Below are 20783 nucleotides of genomic sequence, written 5' to 3'. Positions count from 1 at the left end.
AGTCATCCGATAAAAGTGCTGTGGAACAGTATACAGAATCCTTGGCTATGATTCCGCTATTGCTGTGCGCCTCCGGGAAAAAGGGTCAACCAAGAACAAAGCAAGGAGGCCCGCATGAGTGAACGGGATCATCATGGGCTCTCGATGGCCGATTTTCCGGGTCATGGAATGCGTGAGCGGTCGGCTGTTTATGGGTTCTTCATCATCATGGGCATCGGCACTTCGGCATGGATTTCTCGACTGCCAACAGTCAAGGCCAGTCTCGGTCTGCAACCTTCGGGCCTGGCTCTGATGACCATCCTGGGCGGCTGTGGCGCCCTGGTCGGCATGCTGGTCTCAGGGGTTCTGACCGATCGGCTGGGTGTGCGGCGGGCCATGCTGCTGGCTGCGTCCACCTGGTGCCTGGGCATGGTAATCGCGGCCCTGGCCGTCACCCTTCGCTCAGTGCCTGGGGTAGTTTTAGGCCTGCTCTTCAATTCGGCGGGAATCAGCCTCTGGGGAACGGTCAACACCGTCGAGGCCGGCGCAGTGGAGCGTTTCTCCTCTCGGTCGATAATGCCGCGCTTCCATGCCTCATATAGCCTGGGCATGTTTCTTGCCCTGGGACTGGGCTCGCTCCTGTCCCATCTGGGTGTAGCCATAGGTGCGCACCTGGCGGTCAATGCGCTGGTCAGCCTGGCACTGGTGGTCGCCTGCGTCCTGCTCTGCCCGGCTCAGCCACTGGGTGATTACAAGGGCGGCGCTGACGAGGAACGTTCGGATCGGCAGGCGGGGGCAGGGCAATCGTCCGCCTTCGGCAAGCAGTTGGCGGCCTGGGGCGATGCCCTGGTTCTCATTCTTGCCCTGATCAACGTGGCCCTGGAGGCCAGCGAGGGTGCCGTCAACGACTGGAGCGGCATTGGCCTGGTCGATGCCTTCGGTGTCCCTGAGTCTCAAGCCGGTCTTGCTCCCACGATCTTCGCTGCAGCCATGATCGTCTCAAGGTTGCTGGGGACGCATCTGATCGAGCGGTTGGGGAACATGCGCTCGCTGGTCCTGACCCTCCTGGTCTCGGCTCTGGGCATCCTGGTCTATGCTCTTTCGCCCTCTTTTGTGTTGAGCCTTGTGGGCGCTGGAATCTGGGGTGTCGGAGCTGCTCTGGGCGTGCCCATTGTCACTACTTTGGCAACCAAGGATCCAGCCGTGGCGGCCCAGCGTGCTTCGGTCATCTCCACTGCCTACTACGGAGTCTCCTGGATCATTCCTCCGGCTATCGGGTTTCTGGCCGATCATACCGGTGTCAGGCCGGCCCTGTTGCCCTTGGCGTTCTTGCTGACGGCGGTTACCCTCCTGGTGCCCACGGTGTCCAGACTCACTCGGGAATGACGCCCTTCGGTTGGCAAAACTCCGCCAACCGGTTGTCGGGCGAAGTACGGTCTCTTGGCAGATACTCGGATTCAAACAGCCGTTCCCGAATATTGCCGTACACGTCAGTGAATTTTGTGGCCACAGCAGTCAGTCGACAGCGGTCCTGAGTATCGCCTTTGTCCAAAAAGCGGGGGGATTCGAAGATGTCCTTAGGGCAGATGGTAGGCAGGCTCCAGACAAATCGTTTGTCAGGATCCATAGGATATAACCCAGTCAGCCGTTGGCAGTGTGCGCCAGACGTGATGATGGCCGAATCCAGGCACCCGGTAATAGTCGGCTTTGTTGTGCTGGAGGTTGATGGCTCGTAAACGGGAGTGTTTCAGGAGATCCCAGTGGACCGGGATTGAGACTTGGCGAATGGTGCCTTCGCTGTAGTTGATGATGATTGGACATTCATCGGCTACATGCTCCTGATTCTCGTTCCGAGCAGTCTTGGACTTCCAAACATAAACTCGTGAAGCTTTTTTGAGCAGGGTGTAGTAGAGGTCATAGCTGCGCCGTTCATCGTCTTTGGCAAAGGTCGTTTTCATCTGCCAAGCGGAGTACACGATGGCCGCAGAAATAGCCACAACTGTGGTTAAGGCTTGGCGAAATTAATGATTTATTTTTTACGCTTTAGTATGTTCTCAACTAACAATTGGGGGTGACACTTTACAAGGGGTTATCGTCAGTATTGGAAAGCTTCACAGCCCTCCTTTAGCTCTTTCTTGGTCACAGACGGATAATGGTCGAAAAGAAACCTGTCCATTTGCTTGATCATTTTCTTAGCAGCATGTCTGTTCATGAATACTGCGTTACGACATGCTATCTGCCAAGGAAGCTTGGGCTCCACTCCATCGATGAGCCACTGAATAAGGTTCGGACGTATGAAGTTCACATATCCACCGACACCTGGCAGACAACCGAGTTCGAATCCTCTGCCATAGGTCTCAGAAGCAATAAGCAGATGAAGTATCCCATGCTCGATGAGATTGCAGTATACGAGCCGGTTCTTACGCTGGTAATCAAAGGGAATGTCCAGATACCTGATAAATTCCGGCGATGCCATCATAATCATCTTGTCTTCGTCGATGTGATGACAATACAAACCCTCAGAAGTGCGGGAAATCTTTCTCTTGGTAGGTGCTTTAATTTCCCCGGCTTTGAATCGTGCATAAGACTTCTCGGAAAAGTAATCGTCCGTCGCCCCTCCATATTTGGTCAAAAAAACATTTACGGCCTCTTGATAGGTGCCCTGCAAAAGTTCAAGTCCGTACACTCAGACCCTCCTGTTTATATAGCTTGAGAATGATTTATAAATACAACGCCCTACACCGCTGTCGTGTATCTTAAAGCTAACTCATCAAGGATAAAACATGCCACTCGGTTAAAGTGGAGCGGCAAATTTTGCACTTTCGGGAACAGGCATCGGTGAATTTACTGGTGATATCCAAGCCGAAAATACTATGCCACAGCGATCTACTCGATGCCAACCGATGCTTTGGCTGTTCCTTAGAACGTGCCTCAATGACTTTATCGCGGTACTCTGGTTGGCTATCTGCGACTGAAATGATGCGATGAGCTGTTCCCACTGGCGGGTACGTTCACGCAGACGCTCCAACACAAATCTGTCATCTTGGGTCAATTGTGTCATGCATTGCCAAGCTGTCGGCGTGCGTGTACGTTGTGGCCGGTCTTCCATGCTGGCATAATCGAAAAAATAAGGGGATATTTGGCTCGTCTAAATCGAACGTAGGGCATAGGGCGTGTATGCATGTTCCAGGTCGCGCCCAACTCCAGAATATCCGATCAGTGTCATGAGTCCGAAACGATGAATGCCACTAAACTCATTCAATATCTCAAGTCCGTCAATCACCACCGAAAGGGTCTGTTGGTATCTCAGTAATAATGCCGTTGGGACGTCTATATGCCTCACTCAGCGTCGAAAAATCAGAATCCTGGGGGATGAGGGGACTCAAAGGTTCCAGACGGGTGCAAAGCAACATAGAAAGCGCAAGGAGAAAGCTAAGTGTCAAACCTGCCAGTAATGTACTCCCGTCTCACTCTGTAGGAATCCGCATCAGAAAGACCATCACTAAGCAAGTTGTTCAAAGGTACCTTCCCATCTACGGGGCTAATTTATCAATATATGAGATTGAAAACGTCGATGATGGGCACGGGCACTTCCCTAAATATCTGCGACATAGTTCCAAGTATGATCGTACATTTTGTTATAAGCGATCCTATGCCGTCGAGAGGGGCGACCGTCAGAGGGGAAGATGGATGCCTTTCCCTGCCAGGTTCTCCAAGCACTCCTGCAGATAGGCGGCATCGTGCTCGGGATAGATGGGGTTCATCAACGGCACGGCAGTCAAATCCTTGTATGGCAGGCAGTGCCTGCCGCGGTAAAGCGGATCATACCAGGCAGGATTAGGATGGTAGCCGCGCTCGCGCATCGTCGCCATGACCAGCAGATGAAATTGAAAGAGCTTGTATGGGCAGTGGTGGAAGACATAGTCGACGGTGGCATGCCGCCGACCCCAGCCCAGGCCCCGCAGTGCGGTGATCTCCCGATGCTGGCCCAACAGCTGTTGTCTGGGAAGCAACGGGATCAGATCCTGATGCCACAATCGCATGACGCCCCCTCGTTGGGGCCGCAAGTGAACCCCTCCTTCAGCCTAGCCACTTGTATTACTGTGAGGCGGATAAGCGAGGGAGGGGTTGGGGCTATTCCCTACGGCAATTCCTTACTGGGCGATGAATCCACCGTCCACAACGAATTCAGCACCCAGCGCGAACTTGGATTCGTCGCTGGCCAGGTAGATGCAGATCTCGCCGATGTCCCGGGGTTCGCCGATATGGCCCAGGGGCGTCAGCTTGCTCATCCTGTCCTCAAGGCTCTGGCTGATCAGAGGGGTCTTGATGAATCCGGGATGGACCGAGTTGACACGAACGCCGTAGCCGTTGTTGGCGGAATCCAGGGCGGCGGACTTGGTCAGCAGCCTGGTGCCGCCCTTGCTGGCGTTGTAGGCTCCGGCCCGGCTCAGGCCCACGAAGCCCTCGATGGAGGAAATGTTGATGATGGATCCGCCGCGGCCCTTCATGACCCTCATGCCATGCTTGGTGCCCAGGAAGGTCCCGTTCAGGTTGATGGCGATGATCTTCTTCCAGTCGTCATAGCTTTCCTCGTCCATGGTGACGCCTTTGTCGCCGATGCCGGCATTGTTGACCACGGTGGTCAGCTGGCCCAGCTCCTTCTCAACGGTGTCGATGGTGGACACCCACTGGTCCTCATCAGTCACGTCCAGGGTGTGGAAGACGACCTGCCCGGGATGCTCCTGCATGAGGCTGCGGGAGGCATCGCTCTCCTTGATGTCGGTAAGGGCCACCTTGGCTCCCTCACGGACGAAGCACTCGGCGATGCCCACGCCCATGCCGCCGGTTCCTCCGGTGATGATTGCTACCTTACCTTGTAGACGATCAGTCATATCCACTCCTTTATAGAGATGTGCTGTCGTATTCCATCCTATGGGATGGCATGCCCACGCTACCGATCAACGAATCCCAGCCCGAGCAGGAAGGCCCGGGTCTGCATAGGATCCTTGAATACCGCAGTGTTGCCCAGGATCCGCTTGCAGACATCGCCCAATTCCCGGCGTATGGCCGAACGAATCTGTTGAGGATCGCGCGATCCCCCCAGCATGACCCTCAGCTCATCCCACTGATTGCGGAATTCTTTCAGGGACGCTGGAAGATCCTCGCCATCTTCCAGGGCCCGGGCGAGTCTTGTCAGCTGTGGCACCAAGCGGCCTGGCAGAACGAAGAGACCCTGGGCTTCGATTAATCCAATGGGCTCCTGCTTGATGGCGTAGAACTCAGGATGAACGTGGAAGATGCCGTCCGGATACTGCTCACTGACCCCGTTGTTGCGCAGAATCAGGTTCATCTCGTATCCCCGGTCAGTGATGAGCACACTAGGCGAGAGCGCTGATTGACGGCCCCGGGGACCCTGTGGACGGATGTTGAGAGCTTCGTCGGAGTAATCGATCCAGCCGCGCCGGATCAGGTCGCTTACCTCGATGATGTCCTCCCGATCATGACCTATCAGGCGGATGGCCGTGCCTGGCCAGTCCGGAATCTCGATCAGAATGCCAGGCGTGCCAGGCAGGGACATGGCCATTCTGGCCGGAGCCTTATGCAGGGGTAGAATCTCTCCTCCGCCCTGGTAGTGGTCGTGGGCCAGCACCGACCCGCCGATTCCCGGCAGGGCGGCATTGCATCCCAGGAAGTAGCCTGGAAAACGATCCACGAAGTCCAGAAGGTTGCCGAAAGTCTCTCGGTCCACACGCATGGGTCTGTGTTCGGCATTGACGCAGATGCCGTGCTGGTCGAAGTAGCCGTAGGGGGAGAACTGCCAGAACCAGGGATGACCGCCAAGGGTCACGCCTAAAGTGCGTAGGGTGCTCCTGCCTCGTCCCGCGAAACCTTCATTGGCTCTGCATATGGTGCATGCCGGGTAGCCGCTTCCCACCCGATTGCCGGCTGCGGCTTTGGCCATGGTGCGGAACTCGGGTTTGGCTTGGTTGATGGTGATGATCAGGCCCTGGGATTCGAATCTGGGGTTGCGATCCAGGTTGGCTTTTTTGATGTAGGTCGATGCAATCCCGTAGTCATAGAGCCAGCGCATGGCGGCCATGGATCCCTTTTCCGCCTCAACGGCGGCGAACCTGTCAGCCACCTGGGATGGGGAACGCGTGATCTGGCCCATGAGTCGATCAGTGACCGCTGCATCCCGATCGGCTGTGAATACGCCTGCGACGTGGGCATCCCGGCGAAAAGCCGCCAGCAGGTCGGTGATCTCTTCGGCTGTGGAGCCTTGGCTCGTCGATTGACGGGCGGAAGCTCGGTCGCTAGGAGTATAGGAGTCCAAATCCAGTAGTGCCAGCAGGCGATTGCGCGTCCAATCCGTGTCGCGTTCGTCCAATTCCAGATGTCGGCGGGCAAAGTCCAGAAGGGCATCCAGGTCTGCATCCAGGGCAGGTTGTTTTTCGGACTCCCGTGAATCGGTCTGTGGGCTCATCTGGTGGCCTCCATGACCTGGCCGACCATGCTGGCAGTCTGATCTGTTGATTTTTCCATCTGACGGGCCAGGGTCACCTGGGTGCGGCAGCGCACCAGATTGTGCTCCGGATAGGCGACGGCGAAGTAAGTGTCCCCTTGCAGGTAATCAGTCAGGAATCGCATGCCGCATTCCTCGGTCATCAGCAAGGCGCTCAGAGGAAGCAGACTGGCCTCCCGATCAGTGATGCTTGAGCGGACCGCTCCAATGAACCCTTGGGCGTAGGCCTGGAAAAGATCGGTGTCAAAGTGCACCTTTTCCAAGTCCTGCTCGTCCTCCAGCGCAGTGGAGGCCCCGAAGCGGATGGCATCACCGAAGTCGAAGAGCATGGAGCCGGGCATGATCGTGTCCAGATCGATGATTGCCCTGGCTCGGCCGGTGGTCTCGTCCATGAGAATGTTGTTGAGCTTGGTATCGTTATGGGTCACCCGCAGGGGTATGGTCCCATCTGCCAGGCCCTCCATCACGATGCCGTACCGGTCCGCGCGCTGTCGGAAGAAGTCAATCTCCTCCTGGCATTCCCTGACCCGGCCTCGGCGGTCATCCTCGACAGCGGTCATCAGGTTACGGAAGCGTTTGGGCGTGTCATGGAAATGGGGGATGGTCACGTTCAACTGGGAGGCATCGAAGTCGGCCAGATAATTCTGGAACCGCCCGAAAGCATCTCCGGCGTTGCGGAAGACCTGGGGGTTGGGCACCATCTCGTAGGATCGGGTGTGCTCGATGAATTTGTAGACCCGCCAGGCCCCTTGGTCGTTTCGGTACCAGGAGGCGCCCTGGTCGGTGGGCACAATGTCCAAGGTTTCCTGTCCCTGCGAGCGCAGGAAGTCGGTGACCAGCTCGATGTTGTGCATCAGAGCCGCAGTGTCGGGGAAGACCGTCGTGTTCATCTGCTGCAGGATGTACCGGTGCCGGTCGGTCCTGGCCAGGTAGGTAACATTGATATGCCCGTTGCCGTAGGGGGTGACGTCCTCCAGATTGCCCTCTATGGCGAAGTGTTCTGCCACCTGACGCAGTGCGCTCTCATCAATCTTCATTATCCCTCTTTTCCGAAGGCAACGGCTGCCAGACTATGGCAGAGGGGCCCAGGTCAAGGACTCGGCTTGCTCCACCGGGAAGTCGAATCTCTGTCCTCTGCGCCATTTCGCTGTTGTTGATCACGCAGAAGGTTTCCGACTGAGGAAAGACGGCCACTTCGCATTCAGGATTGTCGCTGCTCCACTTCCGGTACCGCTCCTCCTTGTGGGCCGCCCAAAACAGAGCTCGTTCCAGCAGGCGGGCATTGACTGCCGAATAGGGAAGTCCAGACAGATAAACTCCGCGTCCGCTGCCGTAGTCACGCACCGCCAGCTGGACCTGACCGCCATCGGCCCTGAGCAGGCTTGTATGTCCATCGATAGGGTAGGTGTCGAGAATCGGGTGGCCGAAGTCAGCAGGGGCATTCCCCGGCAGGTCATGGGTGATGAAGTGGTCTTGTATGGTTGGGGAGAAGTGTTTGTCTACAGAAAGCGTCCGGTAGCGCTCCTGATCCACGCCGAAGATGTCAGCCAGCTGGAAGAATCGTCCCTGCCAGTCCAGAGCCGTGGGCTGGCCGACTCCAATCAGGCCGCCGCCGTTTTCCGTCCAAGTGCGCAGAATTCGGACCAACTCGGGGTTCTTCCAGACTGTTCCGCCGCTGAAAGCGGTGCCTTCCGGCCCGCCGCAGATGATGACGTCGATGTCCTGGTCCACGCCCTGACTCAGCAGATCGTCAAAGCTGATGAAGCGGACAGAGACCCTCATGCCGGAAAGGGCTTCCAGGATGCCATAGTAGGAGGCGGTCTGCTGGTTGGGCAGGGCGTGGGCCACTGTGTAGGCCATCCAGGAGCGCATGGCCCCCCAGGAGTTGAGCACCGCCACGGTCAGCTGGGTGGCGGCAGGGCGGCTGCCTGTGTGTCGGTGCAAGTCACGGAACTCCTCCGCGATGGCTGCTACGGTGTCCACGAACTTGGGGAACTTTATAGCCAGCGAAGGATAGCCGCCATAGCCCATGCGCGATATGGGGCTGCGCAGGATGGCCCGACGGGCCTTCCTCCAGTTGTCCAGGCCCTCGATGCTGGGGTCGTTGCCCTCATGGAAGGTGTCTGGGAAGAAATATGGAAGGAAGCGTCCCTCGGTGTACCGAACCCCAGGTATGTCGGCAATCATGCGCAGGGTGGTTCCGTCGCCGACGGAACCGACCACTGCATCCAGTTTAAGGTCGGAGAACCCGGGCCGATAGGGTTCGGTGCCGATCCACTGGTCGCCTAGGAACATCATGGCTTCCTTGCCCGCGGCGTGGGTCATGTCGACCATGGTGGCCACATTTGCCCTTACAAAACGGCTGATGAAATCCATCCAGTCGCGCTGTGTTTGCGTGGGGACCAGGAAGGAGGAATTGTAGGAGCCGTCCCTAACGAAGTCCTCGGCCCGTGGACGGTATCCATATTCTTGTGAGAAATCCTCGAGGGCTCTAGGGCTGACCGTACAGGCGTATCCCAGCCAGTCGACGATCTTTTCCTGCTGATGCTGGTCGTAGAGCAGCGTGAATTGGTAGAAGAAGGTGGTGAATCGAACCACGTCGGTGGAAGGGTTGTCCCTCAGCCATCGGGCGAAGGCCTTCATGGCGAAGTCGCGGGTGGCGGGGTGGTAGATGTCCAGGGGAATCTGGTGCTCCCGATCGCCCCAGTTGTTGGTCAGGTGGTTGTACATCTCCACAGGATCCCAGATGATGCGAGCCAGGAAAGTGACCGTATATTCATGCATGGGCATGGCACCCTCGATGTGGACGCGGTCCAAGTCAGGGTCAAGATTCCAGGATTCGTCGGGCAACACCGCACCGGTGGTCCGGTCGATCACCTCCCAGTATCGGTGGGGGTCGTCGTCGCGGTTGGGGGTGAATTGCTGGTCGAAGAAGCCGGCCATCAGATCGATGTCGACCCGTCCGTTCTGAGCCAGGACCCGATCCGTCAGCAGAAAGACCTGAGGTGTCTCGTCCATATGCTCGCGGATCCACTCGTTGTAGCCCCTGGCTGGGAAATAGGCGCTATAGACTTTTTTCCCCAGTCCAAGCAGTTCCTTGTCCAGGCTGGTGCCGTCGGAGTTGCGGATGGCATCCGCCCCCCACCTTCGGCAAAGCTCCTCGGTTTGTTTGACAAAGTGCTCCTCGCCAGGCAAGGTGAATCGGCCTGTGGTGCTCATATATCAACATGCTCCTTCGCGGATGGATGAATTGGTTGGTGGATGAGCCTCAGCCCTTGACAGCGCCGGCGGCAAGACCGGCCTGCCAGAACCGCTGCAGGCACAGGAAGAGAATGATGACCGGCAGCACCCCCAGCAGGGCCCCCATCATCAGAGCGCCTCGGTCGTTGAAGGTAGGCAGGGAAACCATGCCGTACAGACCCAGGGTCACTGGGTAGAGTCCCTCGCCGGAGAGCATCATCAGTGGCAGCAGGAAGTTGTTCCAGGTCGCCACGAACAGGAAGAGGAAGATGGTTACCATGGCTGGTGCCAGCAGTCTGAGGACAATGGTGAAGAAGATGCGCGCCTCGCCGGCTCCGTCAATCCTGGCTGCTTCCAGCAGTTCCGTGGGCACTGAGCTCTGTGCATATACCCTTCCCAGGAAGAATCCGAAGGGTGATACCGAGCAGGGGATGATGATGGACAGCATGGTGTTGTCCAAATGCAGGGCCTGGAAGATGGAGTACTGAGGAATGGTCATCAGCGCGGCAGGCATGAGCAGGGATGCCATGACGACGGCCATCGCTATGCCCTTCCCGCGGAAGTTGAACTTGGCTGTTCCATAGCCGGCCATGACCGAGACGATGGTTCCGATTACTGCGGATACGCCCGAGTAGATCAACGAATTGGCAACCCACTGCCAGAATCTGGCATGTGTCCAGCCCAGCAGCTTGCTGTAGTTGGTGGCAATGGCGTCGGGCAGGTCCTTGAGGCTCGATGCGAACCAGATGCCATTGCTGCCGATCAGCTGGGAAGGCGACTTGGTAGAGGCGATGACAGCCCAATAGATAGGGAAGAGGAAGTAGATCAAGGTGATGATCAGGACGGCCACGGTAATGATTTTGGCCAGGTGGGAAGGGCGCATGGAACGTGGCAGTTCCTGGGTGGATCCGGCTTTTGAGTGAAAGATGCTCATTATTCGTTCACCTTCCTTTCAATCCAGGCGTAGAGGAAGGCCAGCACGCCGGCAATCAGGGCCATGACGATGGCGATGGCCGATGCCGGACCATTGCCCTTGGGGGTCAGTGTTCCACGGGAGGTGTTCATGGCCATCATCATGGGTGTGAAGGAGTTGGAGATGCCCGGATCGGCTGTCTGCATGACCTGGGGCTCATTGAAGAGCTGGATGGTGCCGATGATGGAGAGCAGCATGGCCAGCAGGGCGGCGCCGCGCACATTGGGCAGTTTGATGTGCAGGGCGATCTGCCAGCCGGTGGCCCCGTCTATGCGGGCCGCTTCGTACAAATCATGGGGGATGGCCTGCAGGGCTGCCAGGAAGATGAGCATGTTGTACCCGGTGAAGGTCCAAGTGGTGATGTTGGCCATGGATGCCAGGACGACCTTGCCGGCGAAGAAGTCTACGGTGATGCCTATGGAGGATAGGCCCTTGACGATGGGTGAGATCTGCGGATTGTAGAGGAAGACCCAGATGATGGATGCGACCACCCCGGGGATGGCATAAGGCAGGAAGTAGCCCAGACGGAATGGGGTCACGTGCTTGACCATGTAGGAATCCAGCACCATGGCCAGGGCCAGGGCGGCGATGATCATGATGGGCACCTGGATCAGGGTATATATCAGCACACGGCCGATTCCCGACCAAAAGGCGGCCGAGGTCACCACATACCTGAAGTTGGCCAGACCCACGAATTTATTGACCATGGTTCCGCCCCCGTAGGCGCCGCCACCCGAGGCGACGTCCTGGAAGAAGCTGGAGTAAATGGCATAGATGATAGGGATGATGAAGACCACGATGAACAGGATGCCGAAGGGGGCCATGAAAGCCCAACCCGTGCGTTCGGCACGTTTCACCGCATCCGAGCGTCCCGCCCTGCCTGGTCGGGCAGCTGACGACCGCCGTGTAGCACTCATTCTGGGTACACCTGTCCTTGTCTTGAAGAGAAAATGAGATTATGACCGAGCATGTTTGGGACCCGAAACACGTTCACCGGCTTCGGGTCCCAAACCTCGGGAATGGTTCCGCTCGGTCCTGATGGTGTCGATTACTTGGCGACGGCCAGGCCGTAGTCCTTGAGGGTGGCTATGGAGGTGGTCTGTGCCTGCGAGAAGATGTCAGCGACTTTGGCCTGCCCGGTGGCAGCCTTGGCAGCAGTTTCTGTCATGGCCGCAGCTACCGAGGAGAAGCCCGGCATGTAGGTGAAGTCGCCCATGTTCTTGTTGGCGGTGGCGAATTCCTTCATGAGGTCCTGATCGCCGAAGAAGGATGACCAGCTCTCGGGGGTCTTCGCTTCCTCGGTTGTGGCGGCCAGTACCAGACCCTGGGAGGTCAGGTCCTTGACCTGGGTGTTGAACCAGTTGAGGAACTCCATGGCCTGTTCAGGATGCTTGCTGCCTTTGAGCACAGCGACGCCGGATCCGCCGTCGGGGCTGGATTTGCCTGAATTACCGAACCAGTCGCCCAGCTGGGCTACGCGCCATTCACCCTTGCCGGTATCGCCCATGGTGTCAACGATGAGAGGTGCCTCCCAGGCGGAGCCCACAGTACCGATCAGCTGGCCGTTCTTGAGCGAGGCATCGAAAGAGGGGTCCCAGCGTGGATTGGTTGGAGCAGCCTTGGCATCCAGCAGCTGCTGATAAACGTCGGCCACCTGCTTGGAGCCGTCGGTCTGGGTGTCCACCACCCAGGCGTCGTTCTTCACGGTGTACCAGGGCTTGGTGGCACCGGCCAGGCCTGGCATCATGTTGCCGGCCTCGTCGGGCTGGTAGGACATGATGTACTTGCCCTGTGCAGCCGCCTTCTTGGCGGTTTCGATCAGTTCGTCCTTGGAAGTGGGCACTGAAATGCCCAGCTTGTCAAATTCAGCCTTGTTGTAGAAGTAGACCAGCGGGCCAGTGTCCTGCGGCAGGCCGAACATCTTGCCATCAATGCCCATAAGCTTGTATGCACCGGGGGAGAAATTGTCCTTGTACTTGGAAGCTTCGGCACTCACGTCCTCCAGCATGCTCTTGGTATAGACCTCCGGCAGCTCGGCATAACCCACTTGGGCCAGATCCGGTGCGTTGCCGGCCTTGACATCGGTCTCCAGCTTCTTGATCATCTCGGCTGACTTGCCGTTGAACTTGGTTGCCTTGACCTGAATGTTGGGGTGGGACTTGTTCCACCGCGCGACGATGTCATTGACGGGGGTCATGTTCGGTTTGTCCGGTAGCCGATGCAGGTAGGTGATCTGCACTTTTTCGTCCGACTTGGAAGACTCGCTTTCAGATGAGGACTTTGACGCCCCCGATGAACCGCAGCCCGACAGGGCGATGCTCAGGGCCGCCAGCGACGTCACCGCAGCGAGTAGTCGTTTCCCTTCAGATATCATTTCCCGCTCCTTTACGGTAAATGGCCGTCGTCGTCACCAGACGACCAGTTTCAGATTAACACATTAGGTCTAATTGTCAACACTATTTACAATTCATGGATCGGTCTTCCCTGCCTGGGCACTAAATCAATTCCCCGCCATGGTCTTGGTTTTGCCGCCTTCATGTCGGTCATGGCTGTCGGTGTTTACTTGTTGATAAATTTGTATCAGCTGTAATTGCATGTTAGAGATATGAAAAGGGGCGGCGGGGTATAAGACCTCGCCGTCCCTTTCAGTCCGAGTTGCTGTTATTAGTTAACTTCGTTTCCCCTGACTGCGCCTGGTCAGGAGGAGACCAGTTGTCAGTCCGAGCATAACTACGACCAGCAGGGAGGTCACCGCGACGCCTGTCGCCGATAGCCATCCGTCCTGCCCGTGAGCATTGGGATGGGTTGGCTTCTGCTGTATATTCCCCTTGCCGCCGCCGAGGCCAGAACCATTGCCTGAGCCGGTGATCGGATTCTTTCCGGTATCTGATCCGGTGCCGATACCACCTATGCCTGTGCCTCCTGTGCCTCCTGTGCCGGTTCCGGGCATTGCAGGCTGAAGCTTGCTGATGGCCGTCTGCAGATTGGCAGCCGCCAAGGCAACCTGATAGGCCGTGGCCTGCTCGTCGGCCAGCACCTGCTTGGCTGCGGCCAGCTTATCCTGCAAGGTCTTCCAGCTGTCCGGAGTGTAGTCGGCCTCCTTGAGTCCGGCAGCCTGATTCACCAAATCCTTCAGCTCGTCCTTGTCTACCGGTTCCGCCAAGGTCGGCAGGGTGCAATCGGTGGTCAGACGGAGTTCGGCTGCTGATACATAATGGTTGGCTTCCGAGTCGCTTTGGCCCGTGGTCTCGATTGCGGTCAATCTTACTCTGATCACATTGGATACCGGGGTGAAGGAGATCTTCTGCCAGGTAGTCTGCGTGTCGAAGGTGCCGGTTATCTCTACCGGCTCCGACTGCCCACTACGGGTCAGAGTGATCTTGTAGCCTTTGATCTTGCCATTGACCGAATAGCCGCCCGGCCGGGGGAGATAGCGCAGTCCATTGACAGTGGTGGGCTCTTGCAGGTCGAATTGATACCAGGCTGAGCCGTCCTCAAGGGCGTTTGCGCCCCACTTGGTGTGCCAGTAGGTTGAGGGCTTGCCGTCCTGGGCGTACTCCTTGGGTCCCTCGACGCCGCCTGCATCGGGCTGTTCACTGCCCGTGCTGACTGCATACTTATCCTTGGCTATGTCGCAGGCATCGCTTGCTTGCGACCCAGGCGCTGTGGCCATGTAGTCCTCAAGAGCCGTCAGGATTCCGTAGGCATGTGACCAGTCCTGCGGTCCCGAGCCGTCCTTTTCAATCAATAGGCGGGCCTGATCCACTGTATGCAGGTAGGTCAGCCAAGCCTGGTCACTGTACTTGGCGCGGCTGTCGTCGAAGCGGTCCCGCACCTGCTTGAGCTTGGCTCGGGCCTCTTCCTGGGTCTTGGATGTGTCTGGAAGCCGCTCGATGCGCAAGTTATCCAGGACAAAGTCCTGATACCCTCCGAAGTTGGCCGCATCGCCAGATGTTCCCTGGCGGTCGGGTGCCTTGTCGGTCGAGTAGATGCCGAACCAGGAGGCATCCCGAGGTCCGCCAGTCAGTTCGAATTGGTAGTGGGCCGTGGTGCCCAGGGCCTTCTCCAAGGGCTTCAGCTGGGTGTGGGCTGGGTCGAACTCGCCCTGCCCTATGGCCAGAGCGTAGGAGCCGGTGGAACCGGCCTGGTAGTCAAAGGAGATTCGGTAGGTGGCTCCGGTCAGGAACCGGGCATTCTGCGGAATGGTCTGGTAGACCAAGGTGTTGTCCTCAGTAAGCCCGTTGATCTTGACCGACCAATCTCCTTGCAGCACATCGTCCATCTTCTTGACGTCCCAGCCCGCCTGAGTGTAGGGGGCGTGAAGCTCGGACAGGTGGACGCGGTTGTCCTCCACGCCCTCGGCGCCCGAAACCACAAAGGGCCATATGCCTTGGGCGTTGTGCTCGAAGTCGTTGGTCAAGGTCTTCACGCCACCATCTGCGTCGGTTTCCAGACCCTTGTATTCGTTCTTCACCAGGCGCAGATTGTCGAAGTAGGCAGATCCGTCACCTTGGTGGGACAGGGCCAGAACGGAATTGCCCTGATCCGGCGCTGTGAAGAAGACGTACATGTTCTGGAAGAAGCTGCTGCCGTCCACCGTGGCGCAGTTGGTGTTGTGGGGATCGGCCTGCACGAAGTTCCTGGCCAGGCTGCGTCCAGTGGAGTTGGCAGCCAGTACCTGGTCACCGTTGCGGACCTCCAGGCGTGCCTGGCCGTCACTGCGGTTATCCACGCCCACATAGAGGGCATAACGTGCACCAGGCTCCAGATCTTTTATGGTCTGTGACGATTCGACTCTGCCATCCAGCTTGAGCATAGGATTGCTGGAAGCGCTTTTGACGATGGTGGCGCTCCCGGAGCCCTTGGTCTGCCAGTTATCCTCGAGGCTTTTCTTGCCGCCGTTGAAGCCTGTGTCGACCAAATGGGAACCTGTGCTCCAGGCGATGTCCGGATTGGCTGAGGTCCCGCGATGAACCACATAGGGGGTTCCCGCTTTGGCGTTCAGAGTGATCTGTCCGTTGACTACAGGTATATCCAATGGCTCGGTCTTTCCTTGGTCACTCAGTCGGTAAACCTTGACTGCGGACAGATCATGCCAGGAGTCAGGCAGGGTCCAGGTGGTCGTGCCGCCGCGGGTGTTCCAGTGATAGAGTTTCTGGTCGTTCGTTGTTAGCGGCTTGCCGGTCTTGGTGTCCCAGAGCCATGGCAGCAGGTAGGACTCAGTTCCTTGGCCGCTGCCGTCGCCGGGCGAGACCGCTCCCTGCAGGATGGTTTGGCCGTCCAGCGTAATGGTGCGCTCGCGGTAGGCCGACGATGATTGGTCGTTGGATCCGCGGTCGATGACCACTTGGTGGCCTAGGTCGTCCTTCAAGATTATCCGCTCATGGCCATTGTTGGCCGAAGGATCCATAGGAGACTGCTGATCCAAGGGATTGTTGACCCAGCGAGTCACCTTGAAGTGCTGGATGAACTTGGTAGACAGATCGTGGGTGTAAAGGTTGGTTATGTAGGCATCATAATCGTTGCGGCCCTGCCAGCCTTCGAAGTCCTTCATGCTGTAGCCGCCTAGGAGAGGGGCATTGGCTGCGCCGCCGTAAGCGGGGTAGTCGCCGTCCCAGCTGTCCTTCTGGTGGTTGCGCAGGAAACGCATGACCTGGGAGTTCTGCCCCTTTAGGGTGGAGCCTCCGTAGGTCAGATCGGCCGCCCAGTGCTGGAAGGTGGCGTCATATTCGTTGGCTGCACCCCATTCGTTGGCTACTCGCCAGCCATTGTCGGTAATCATCTTCGAAAGCTTGCGGGTTTCCCAGGAGTCCTCGTTGCCGGAGGTCCGATTGCCCCAGACGTCCACATAGATGAAGTCCAGATTGTCGCCAACCTTTTTCTTAAGCTCGCCGAATCTGTTTTGGCGGGAACCCGAGGCCAGGTCATGGATACCGTCGATGCCGACAGCTTGGTCAAGCCAGTTCCAGCCGTATTGCAGGCTGCCGTCAGACCGGCGGCGAACCAGATCCTCGTTGAAGGCCTTGGCCTCCGGGTACATCTCGTCGGCGTTGACATGCACACCGAAACGGGCACCGTACTTGGCTCCCTCCTTCATCAGGGTGTTCATGTCTTTGGCGCCGCCCATCCGGGTGCCGATGTCTCCGTAGTCCGGGTGGCCGGAATCATGTCCCTCGTTGGCGTAGCCCTTGAGCAGGACGGACTGACCCAACCCATCGGTGTTGAGGTCTACCTTCTTCACATTGTCCAAGGTGCTGAGGAAGGGATTCTGGGCCTGGCTTCCGAAGTTCATGGAAATACGCCAGGAAACCAGATCAGGCACCTCCTGAGCCCCATAAGGGTTGTTCATGATGGCTCGGTAGGCGATGGCCCCGTCCTGCCAGTCGACCCTGCCGTCCTGATTTTCGTCGCCTGTGATGGCCACGGCCATCTTGGGCATTTCGGTCTGCTCAACAGTGAACGCGCGGTTCTTGGAGTCCCGAACCTGACGATGGTAGTACCAGGCAGGGCTGGACAGTCCGAGTGAAGTTGACCCATGAACGCTGGCGACGTCCGTGAGTACACGGGTGTTTTGACCGCCTCCGGCAGTAGAGCTGCCGGCCGTGGTGCCGTCATGTTCGGTGTTGCTCCATAGTCCAGCGCTCAACGATCCTCCTGAGACGAATCCGTAGATGTAATCGGACTTGTTCGGATCGACTGTGGTGTCGTCGGTGATGGGGAAGGTGGTGTCGCCGGATACCTTGGTGTTCGAGGACATGCGTGCGCCTGTGAATTGAGCTCCGTCCTGATCGCTGCTGACGGATACCAAATCCTGCCCGGGCAGGGCTATGGTCTGGATGGGATGGTCTTCTCCGGCAGCGTTTTCGATCTTGGTAATGTCCAGGTGTAGGGTGTTGGCCTTGAGCCAGAGGACTGCTGTTACGGTGGCATCGATGTTCTGGTCGGGTTTTTGGGCGCGAAGCTGGTAGGTGGCCTTGTCTGTTCCTTGCTGGGTGAAAGTCACGTCCGAATCAGTCAGATCCATGTCTGTGCCGTTGATGTTCAGACGACGCAGATCCTCATGTCGGCCGTACATGACCCTGTTGTCCAGTTTGGTCATGGTGTATTGAACCACAGATGGGAAGTGTTTTCTGACCTGTACGCTCATCTCGGGGGTGCTCAAGGTGACCTTGGCCTCTGGGGTGGCTTTGTTCAGTTGCAAGGATCCCAGGTCCAGATCGGCACGGTCCACCTGTATGTCCTTAGTGATGTCCTCGTAGCCCTGTTTGCCGATCTGTAGGGTGTATTTGCCTGATTTGATCTGTTGCAGGGTGAAGGCGCCTTCGGCGTCTGTCAATGTCGAGGCTCCCGTCATATGGACCTTGGCCCCGGCGATGGCTCCGCCGTCTGTATCGACGATTCGTCCGGCGACCGAGTGCAGATCAGCCGGGTCTTCCTTGAGCTTGAGCTTGACTTCAGTGATCTGGTTCTGGTAGACGCCAGCCTTCATGGCCAACCTTCCGGTTAGCGCGCCAGCCATGGGGCCGTAGTCGACATCTTCGAAAGCCGCGCGCCCGTCTACGGTGAGTCCTGCGCGCTGGCCGGTCCAAGTGATTCCTATCGTGGTCGGGGTATCCTGGGCCGGTGCCGGAAGTCTGGTTCCCGTGTACCACTGGCCGTCCCCGCCGTAGCGCTGCCAGAACCAGCCGCCCGAGTCATAACCGATGAAGAGTCCGGAGTTGGGATTGCCATACCCGAGGTAGAACCCGAACCTGTTCTCAGTGCCAGGCTGGGGCGAGCTCATGGTCAAGGTCAGAGCTCCTGGGCTGGTGAAGTCGTAAGTGGTAGCGTCCAAAGCGATGGCCGGGTATTGTTCGCTGACCGTCGTGGAATTACCGTTGGCGGCTGAGGCCTTGAAGCGCAGCCAGCCATTGGACTTTTCCAACACCTCGCCGCCTTTGTTGGTGGAGGGATCCAGCGTCCATTCGTGGTCTGCAGGATTGACGGGAGTAATCCGTGGATTGATACCAGCAGTTCTGGCCTTTGCTTTCGATCCTGTAGTCAGGATTGACGGGGTATTGGCCTGGTAGGGCCGACTCCCCGTGGCAGCGAAGGCCGGATCCGCGGCCCCTGCGGTGGCCAAGGCGAATACTGTCGCCAGGGCCATGGATATGATGCGTTTCATATTTTAGACAAGCCTCCTTGCCGTCTATGTGATGACGGACGACTGAACCATGAACCGGGGAAGAGGCCGCCCGGAACCTACTACGTCGTTGTTTTGGTCAGAACGTCACGTCAATGTCAAATGTAAGTGTAGTAAAGATAATGTTATTGCACAAGTAGAGATGGGTTCAAAAATCAGGCTTGGTTATTTGTATATGTACTTGTCGTATTGTGGTAGAAAAGTTCTTCGAAGCTGCATTTGCAGATTGTACGGTCGTCGATGCATATGGCTGGAGATCCGGTGAACGAACGATTCTCCCCTTATGGATTTATTGCCGTAGCTGCGGTCAGAGGCGAGCGGATGGCGTTGGAGGTGATGATCTACAGGTCGGTCAAGACCGAGGCCGGCGATGGTGACAAGCCCCCGGATCTAGCTGGGCGGCCCGGCTTCTCTGCGGAACGTGAGGTCCCTATAGCGGCGGTCTGTCGTCCCCTGTCGGCGCATGACGAAAATCGGGATGTTGCGGAGGCTGTTGGTTGCAGGGCTCGGTCAGGCGGTTTGGGTGACCGACTTGCGTGCACCTTTCAGGGGGATAATGCCCAGGAGCAAGGCCGCAACCATAATCAGGATGCTCAGGCCGAACATGATGAGGTAGCCATGGGGCTGGTCAGCGATGGCGCCCCAGAAGAGAGCGGCGAAGGCTGAGGCCAGGGACCCTACCATCTGGATGCGGGCGTAGATGTTGGTGTAGTCATACGAGCCGAAGACCGCTGTAACCAGGATTGGCGTCTGCACTGTAGTGCATGCGTAGACCAGACCGAAGGCGAAGGCCCCCAGCAGGAGGAGTGCGGGCAATGCGGGGAAGGCGACCATGAGACAGACACCGAGAATGCCGCCGCTGATGCCGAGGCATAGCCCGCCCACGATGCTGCCGTCATTGACCATACCCAGGATGATCTTGCCGATAGCCTGGCCGGCCATGCAGGAGGACGCTATCAGGCCCGTGTATGCTGCCATGGATGGCAGGGATGCCGCATAGGATGGCAGGAACTGGTAGATGGTCTGATTCATGGTGATCAGGCCGCAGAAGAGCGCCAGCGCCCAGAAGGCAGGGGCGCGCAAGGCCTGGGAAGCGGTCATGCCCACGGTCGACGCGGCAAGCTTTGAGTCCTTTTTGTCTTTGCTTCCAGTGTCTGCGCTGTTGGAGGCAGCCTCAGCCGCAGCAGGCTCCTGGTCGGTGGCGCCGTAGGGATGCAGACCCATCTGTTCGGGCGTGCCGCGAATGACGAAAATGGTGAAGGGCAGGGTGACCACCAGAATCAGGATGGCAAAGACCAGGTATCCCCGCCGCCATCCATCAGGGGCGGACCTGATGATCATGGTGCCTATCTGGTTGAAGATTACCCCGCCTATGCCGGTGAAGGCCATGCACAGACCGATGAAGAACCCGACCCGTTTGCGGAACCAGGCGTTGATGAGCGTGGGCACTGACAAATAGAGTATGGGCGGCATGCCGATTCCCAGAACCACTCCGCATAGATAGAACTGCCACATGGCTGATGATCGGGACATGCCCAGGCAACCCAGTCCGGCCAGGATGGTGCTTGCCGTCAGGACGATGCGTAGATCGTAGCGGTGCATCAGCCATCCGGCAACCGGCAGGAAGATGACCATGGTGATGCTGAATATGCTGAAATATCCGGTGAATGCGGCCTTGGGAACATGGAAGTAGCTGCTGACAGGAGTGAAGAAGATGCCCGCACAACTGCAGACCAGCGATACCGGGATGGCCGTGAAGACGATGCCCGAGAGCACGATCAGGTATGGATAGACAGCCTGTTTTCGTGATGAGGGCTGTGTCGGTGTCGTCGACATGACTGGGGCCTTCCTCTCGCGGAATCGGGACTAGCCAACTGCTGCTC

The 20783-nt window shown here is 57.8% G+C and carries 13 protein-coding genes; 1 reads left to right on the top strand and 12 read right to left on the bottom strand.

Features of this window, described 5'->3' with window-relative positions:
- Nucleotides 1-114: 114 nt before the first annotated feature.
- A complete protein-coding gene (locus tag AACP62_RS06445) occupies nucleotides 115-1365 on the top strand; it encodes an MFS transporter (protein WP_339347165.1) in 1251 nt (416 codons plus the stop codon).
- Nucleotides 1366-1595: 230 nt separating this feature from the next.
- Here the strand turns inward: AACP62_RS06445 and AACP62_RS06440 are convergent, their stop codons facing one another.
- The 12 genes from AACP62_RS06440 to AACP62_RS06385 form a co-directional block, all read right to left on the bottom strand.
- A complete protein-coding gene (locus AACP62_RS06440) occupies nucleotides 1596-1976 on the bottom strand; it encodes a hypothetical protein (protein WP_339347163.1) in 381 nt (126 codons plus the stop codon).
- A gap of 98 nt (nucleotides 1977-2074) precedes the next feature.
- Nucleotides 2075-2665: an SAV1803-related protein gene (locus AACP62_RS06435; RefSeq protein WP_198183585.1), complete on the bottom strand. Its 591-nt coding sequence runs from the start codon at nucleotides 2663-2665 to the stop codon at nucleotides 2075-2077.
- 988 nt (nucleotides 2666-3653) lie between these two features.
- Nucleotides 3654-4022, bottom strand: coding sequence for a TIGR02328 family protein (locus tag AACP62_RS06430; protein ID WP_339347159.1), 369 nt, complete (start codon nucleotides 4020-4022; stop codon nucleotides 3654-3656).
- 111 nt (nucleotides 4023-4133) lie between these two features.
- Entirely contained in the window at nucleotides 4134-4874 is a 741-nt protein-coding gene (locus tag AACP62_RS06425) for an SDR family oxidoreductase (RefSeq protein ID WP_339347157.1), read from the bottom strand.
- A 59-nt stretch (nucleotides 4875-4933) separates the two neighbouring features.
- Entirely contained in the window at nucleotides 4934-6466 is a 1533-nt protein-coding gene (locus tag AACP62_RS06420) for a galactose-1-phosphate uridylyltransferase (protein WP_339347155.1), read from the bottom strand.
- Complete coding sequence (locus tag AACP62_RS06415) at nucleotides 6463-7542, bottom strand: phosphotransferase enzyme family protein (RefSeq protein WP_339347153.1); 1080 nt, start codon at nucleotides 7540-7542, stop codon at nucleotides 6463-6465. Before AACP62_RS06415 ends, AACP62_RS06420 begins: the two co-directional genes overlap by 4 nt.
- Nucleotides 7532-9724, bottom strand: coding sequence for a 1,3-beta-galactosyl-N-acetylhexosamine phosphorylase (gene gnpA, locus AACP62_RS06410; protein WP_339347151.1), 2193 nt, complete (start codon nucleotides 9722-9724; stop codon nucleotides 7532-7534). The genes AACP62_RS06415 and gnpA overlap by 11 nt, the downstream gene beginning before the upstream one ends.
- A gap of 49 nt (nucleotides 9725-9773) precedes the next feature.
- The gene (locus AACP62_RS06405; protein WP_339347150.1) at nucleotides 9774-10679 is read right to left on the bottom strand and encodes a carbohydrate ABC transporter permease; all 906 of its coding nucleotides are present in this window, start codon (nucleotides 10677-10679) and stop codon (nucleotides 9774-9776) included.
- Nucleotides 10679-11635: a carbohydrate ABC transporter permease gene (locus AACP62_RS06400; protein WP_198187570.1), complete on the bottom strand. Its 957-nt coding sequence runs from the start codon at nucleotides 11633-11635 to the stop codon at nucleotides 10679-10681. Before AACP62_RS06400 ends, AACP62_RS06405 begins: the two co-directional genes overlap by 1 nt.
- Nucleotides 11636-11766: 131 nt before the next feature.
- The gene (locus tag AACP62_RS06395; RefSeq protein WP_339347146.1) at nucleotides 11767-13092 is read right to left on the bottom strand and encodes an ABC transporter substrate-binding protein; all 1326 of its coding nucleotides are present in this window, start codon (nucleotides 13090-13092) and stop codon (nucleotides 11767-11769) included.
- A gap of 294 nt (nucleotides 13093-13386) precedes the next feature.
- Nucleotides 13387-18882, bottom strand: coding sequence for an endo-alpha-N-acetylgalactosaminidase family protein (locus AACP62_RS06390; protein WP_339347144.1), 5496 nt, complete (start codon nucleotides 18880-18882; stop codon nucleotides 13387-13389).
- Between the two features lie 528 nt (nucleotides 18883-19410).
- Nucleotides 19411-20736, bottom strand: a complete 1326-nt coding sequence (locus tag AACP62_RS06385; RefSeq protein ID WP_339347142.1) for an MFS transporter — start codon at nucleotides 20734-20736, stop codon at nucleotides 19411-19413.
- Nucleotides 20737-20783 lie beyond the last annotated feature (47 nt).

Source organism: Bifidobacterium apis, assembly GCF_036986835.1.
Lineage (GTDB): Bacteria > Actinomycetota > Actinomycetes > Actinomycetales > Bifidobacteriaceae > Bombiscardovia > Bombiscardovia apis_A.
This window is presented reverse-complemented; position numbering and strand designations above follow the sequence as displayed.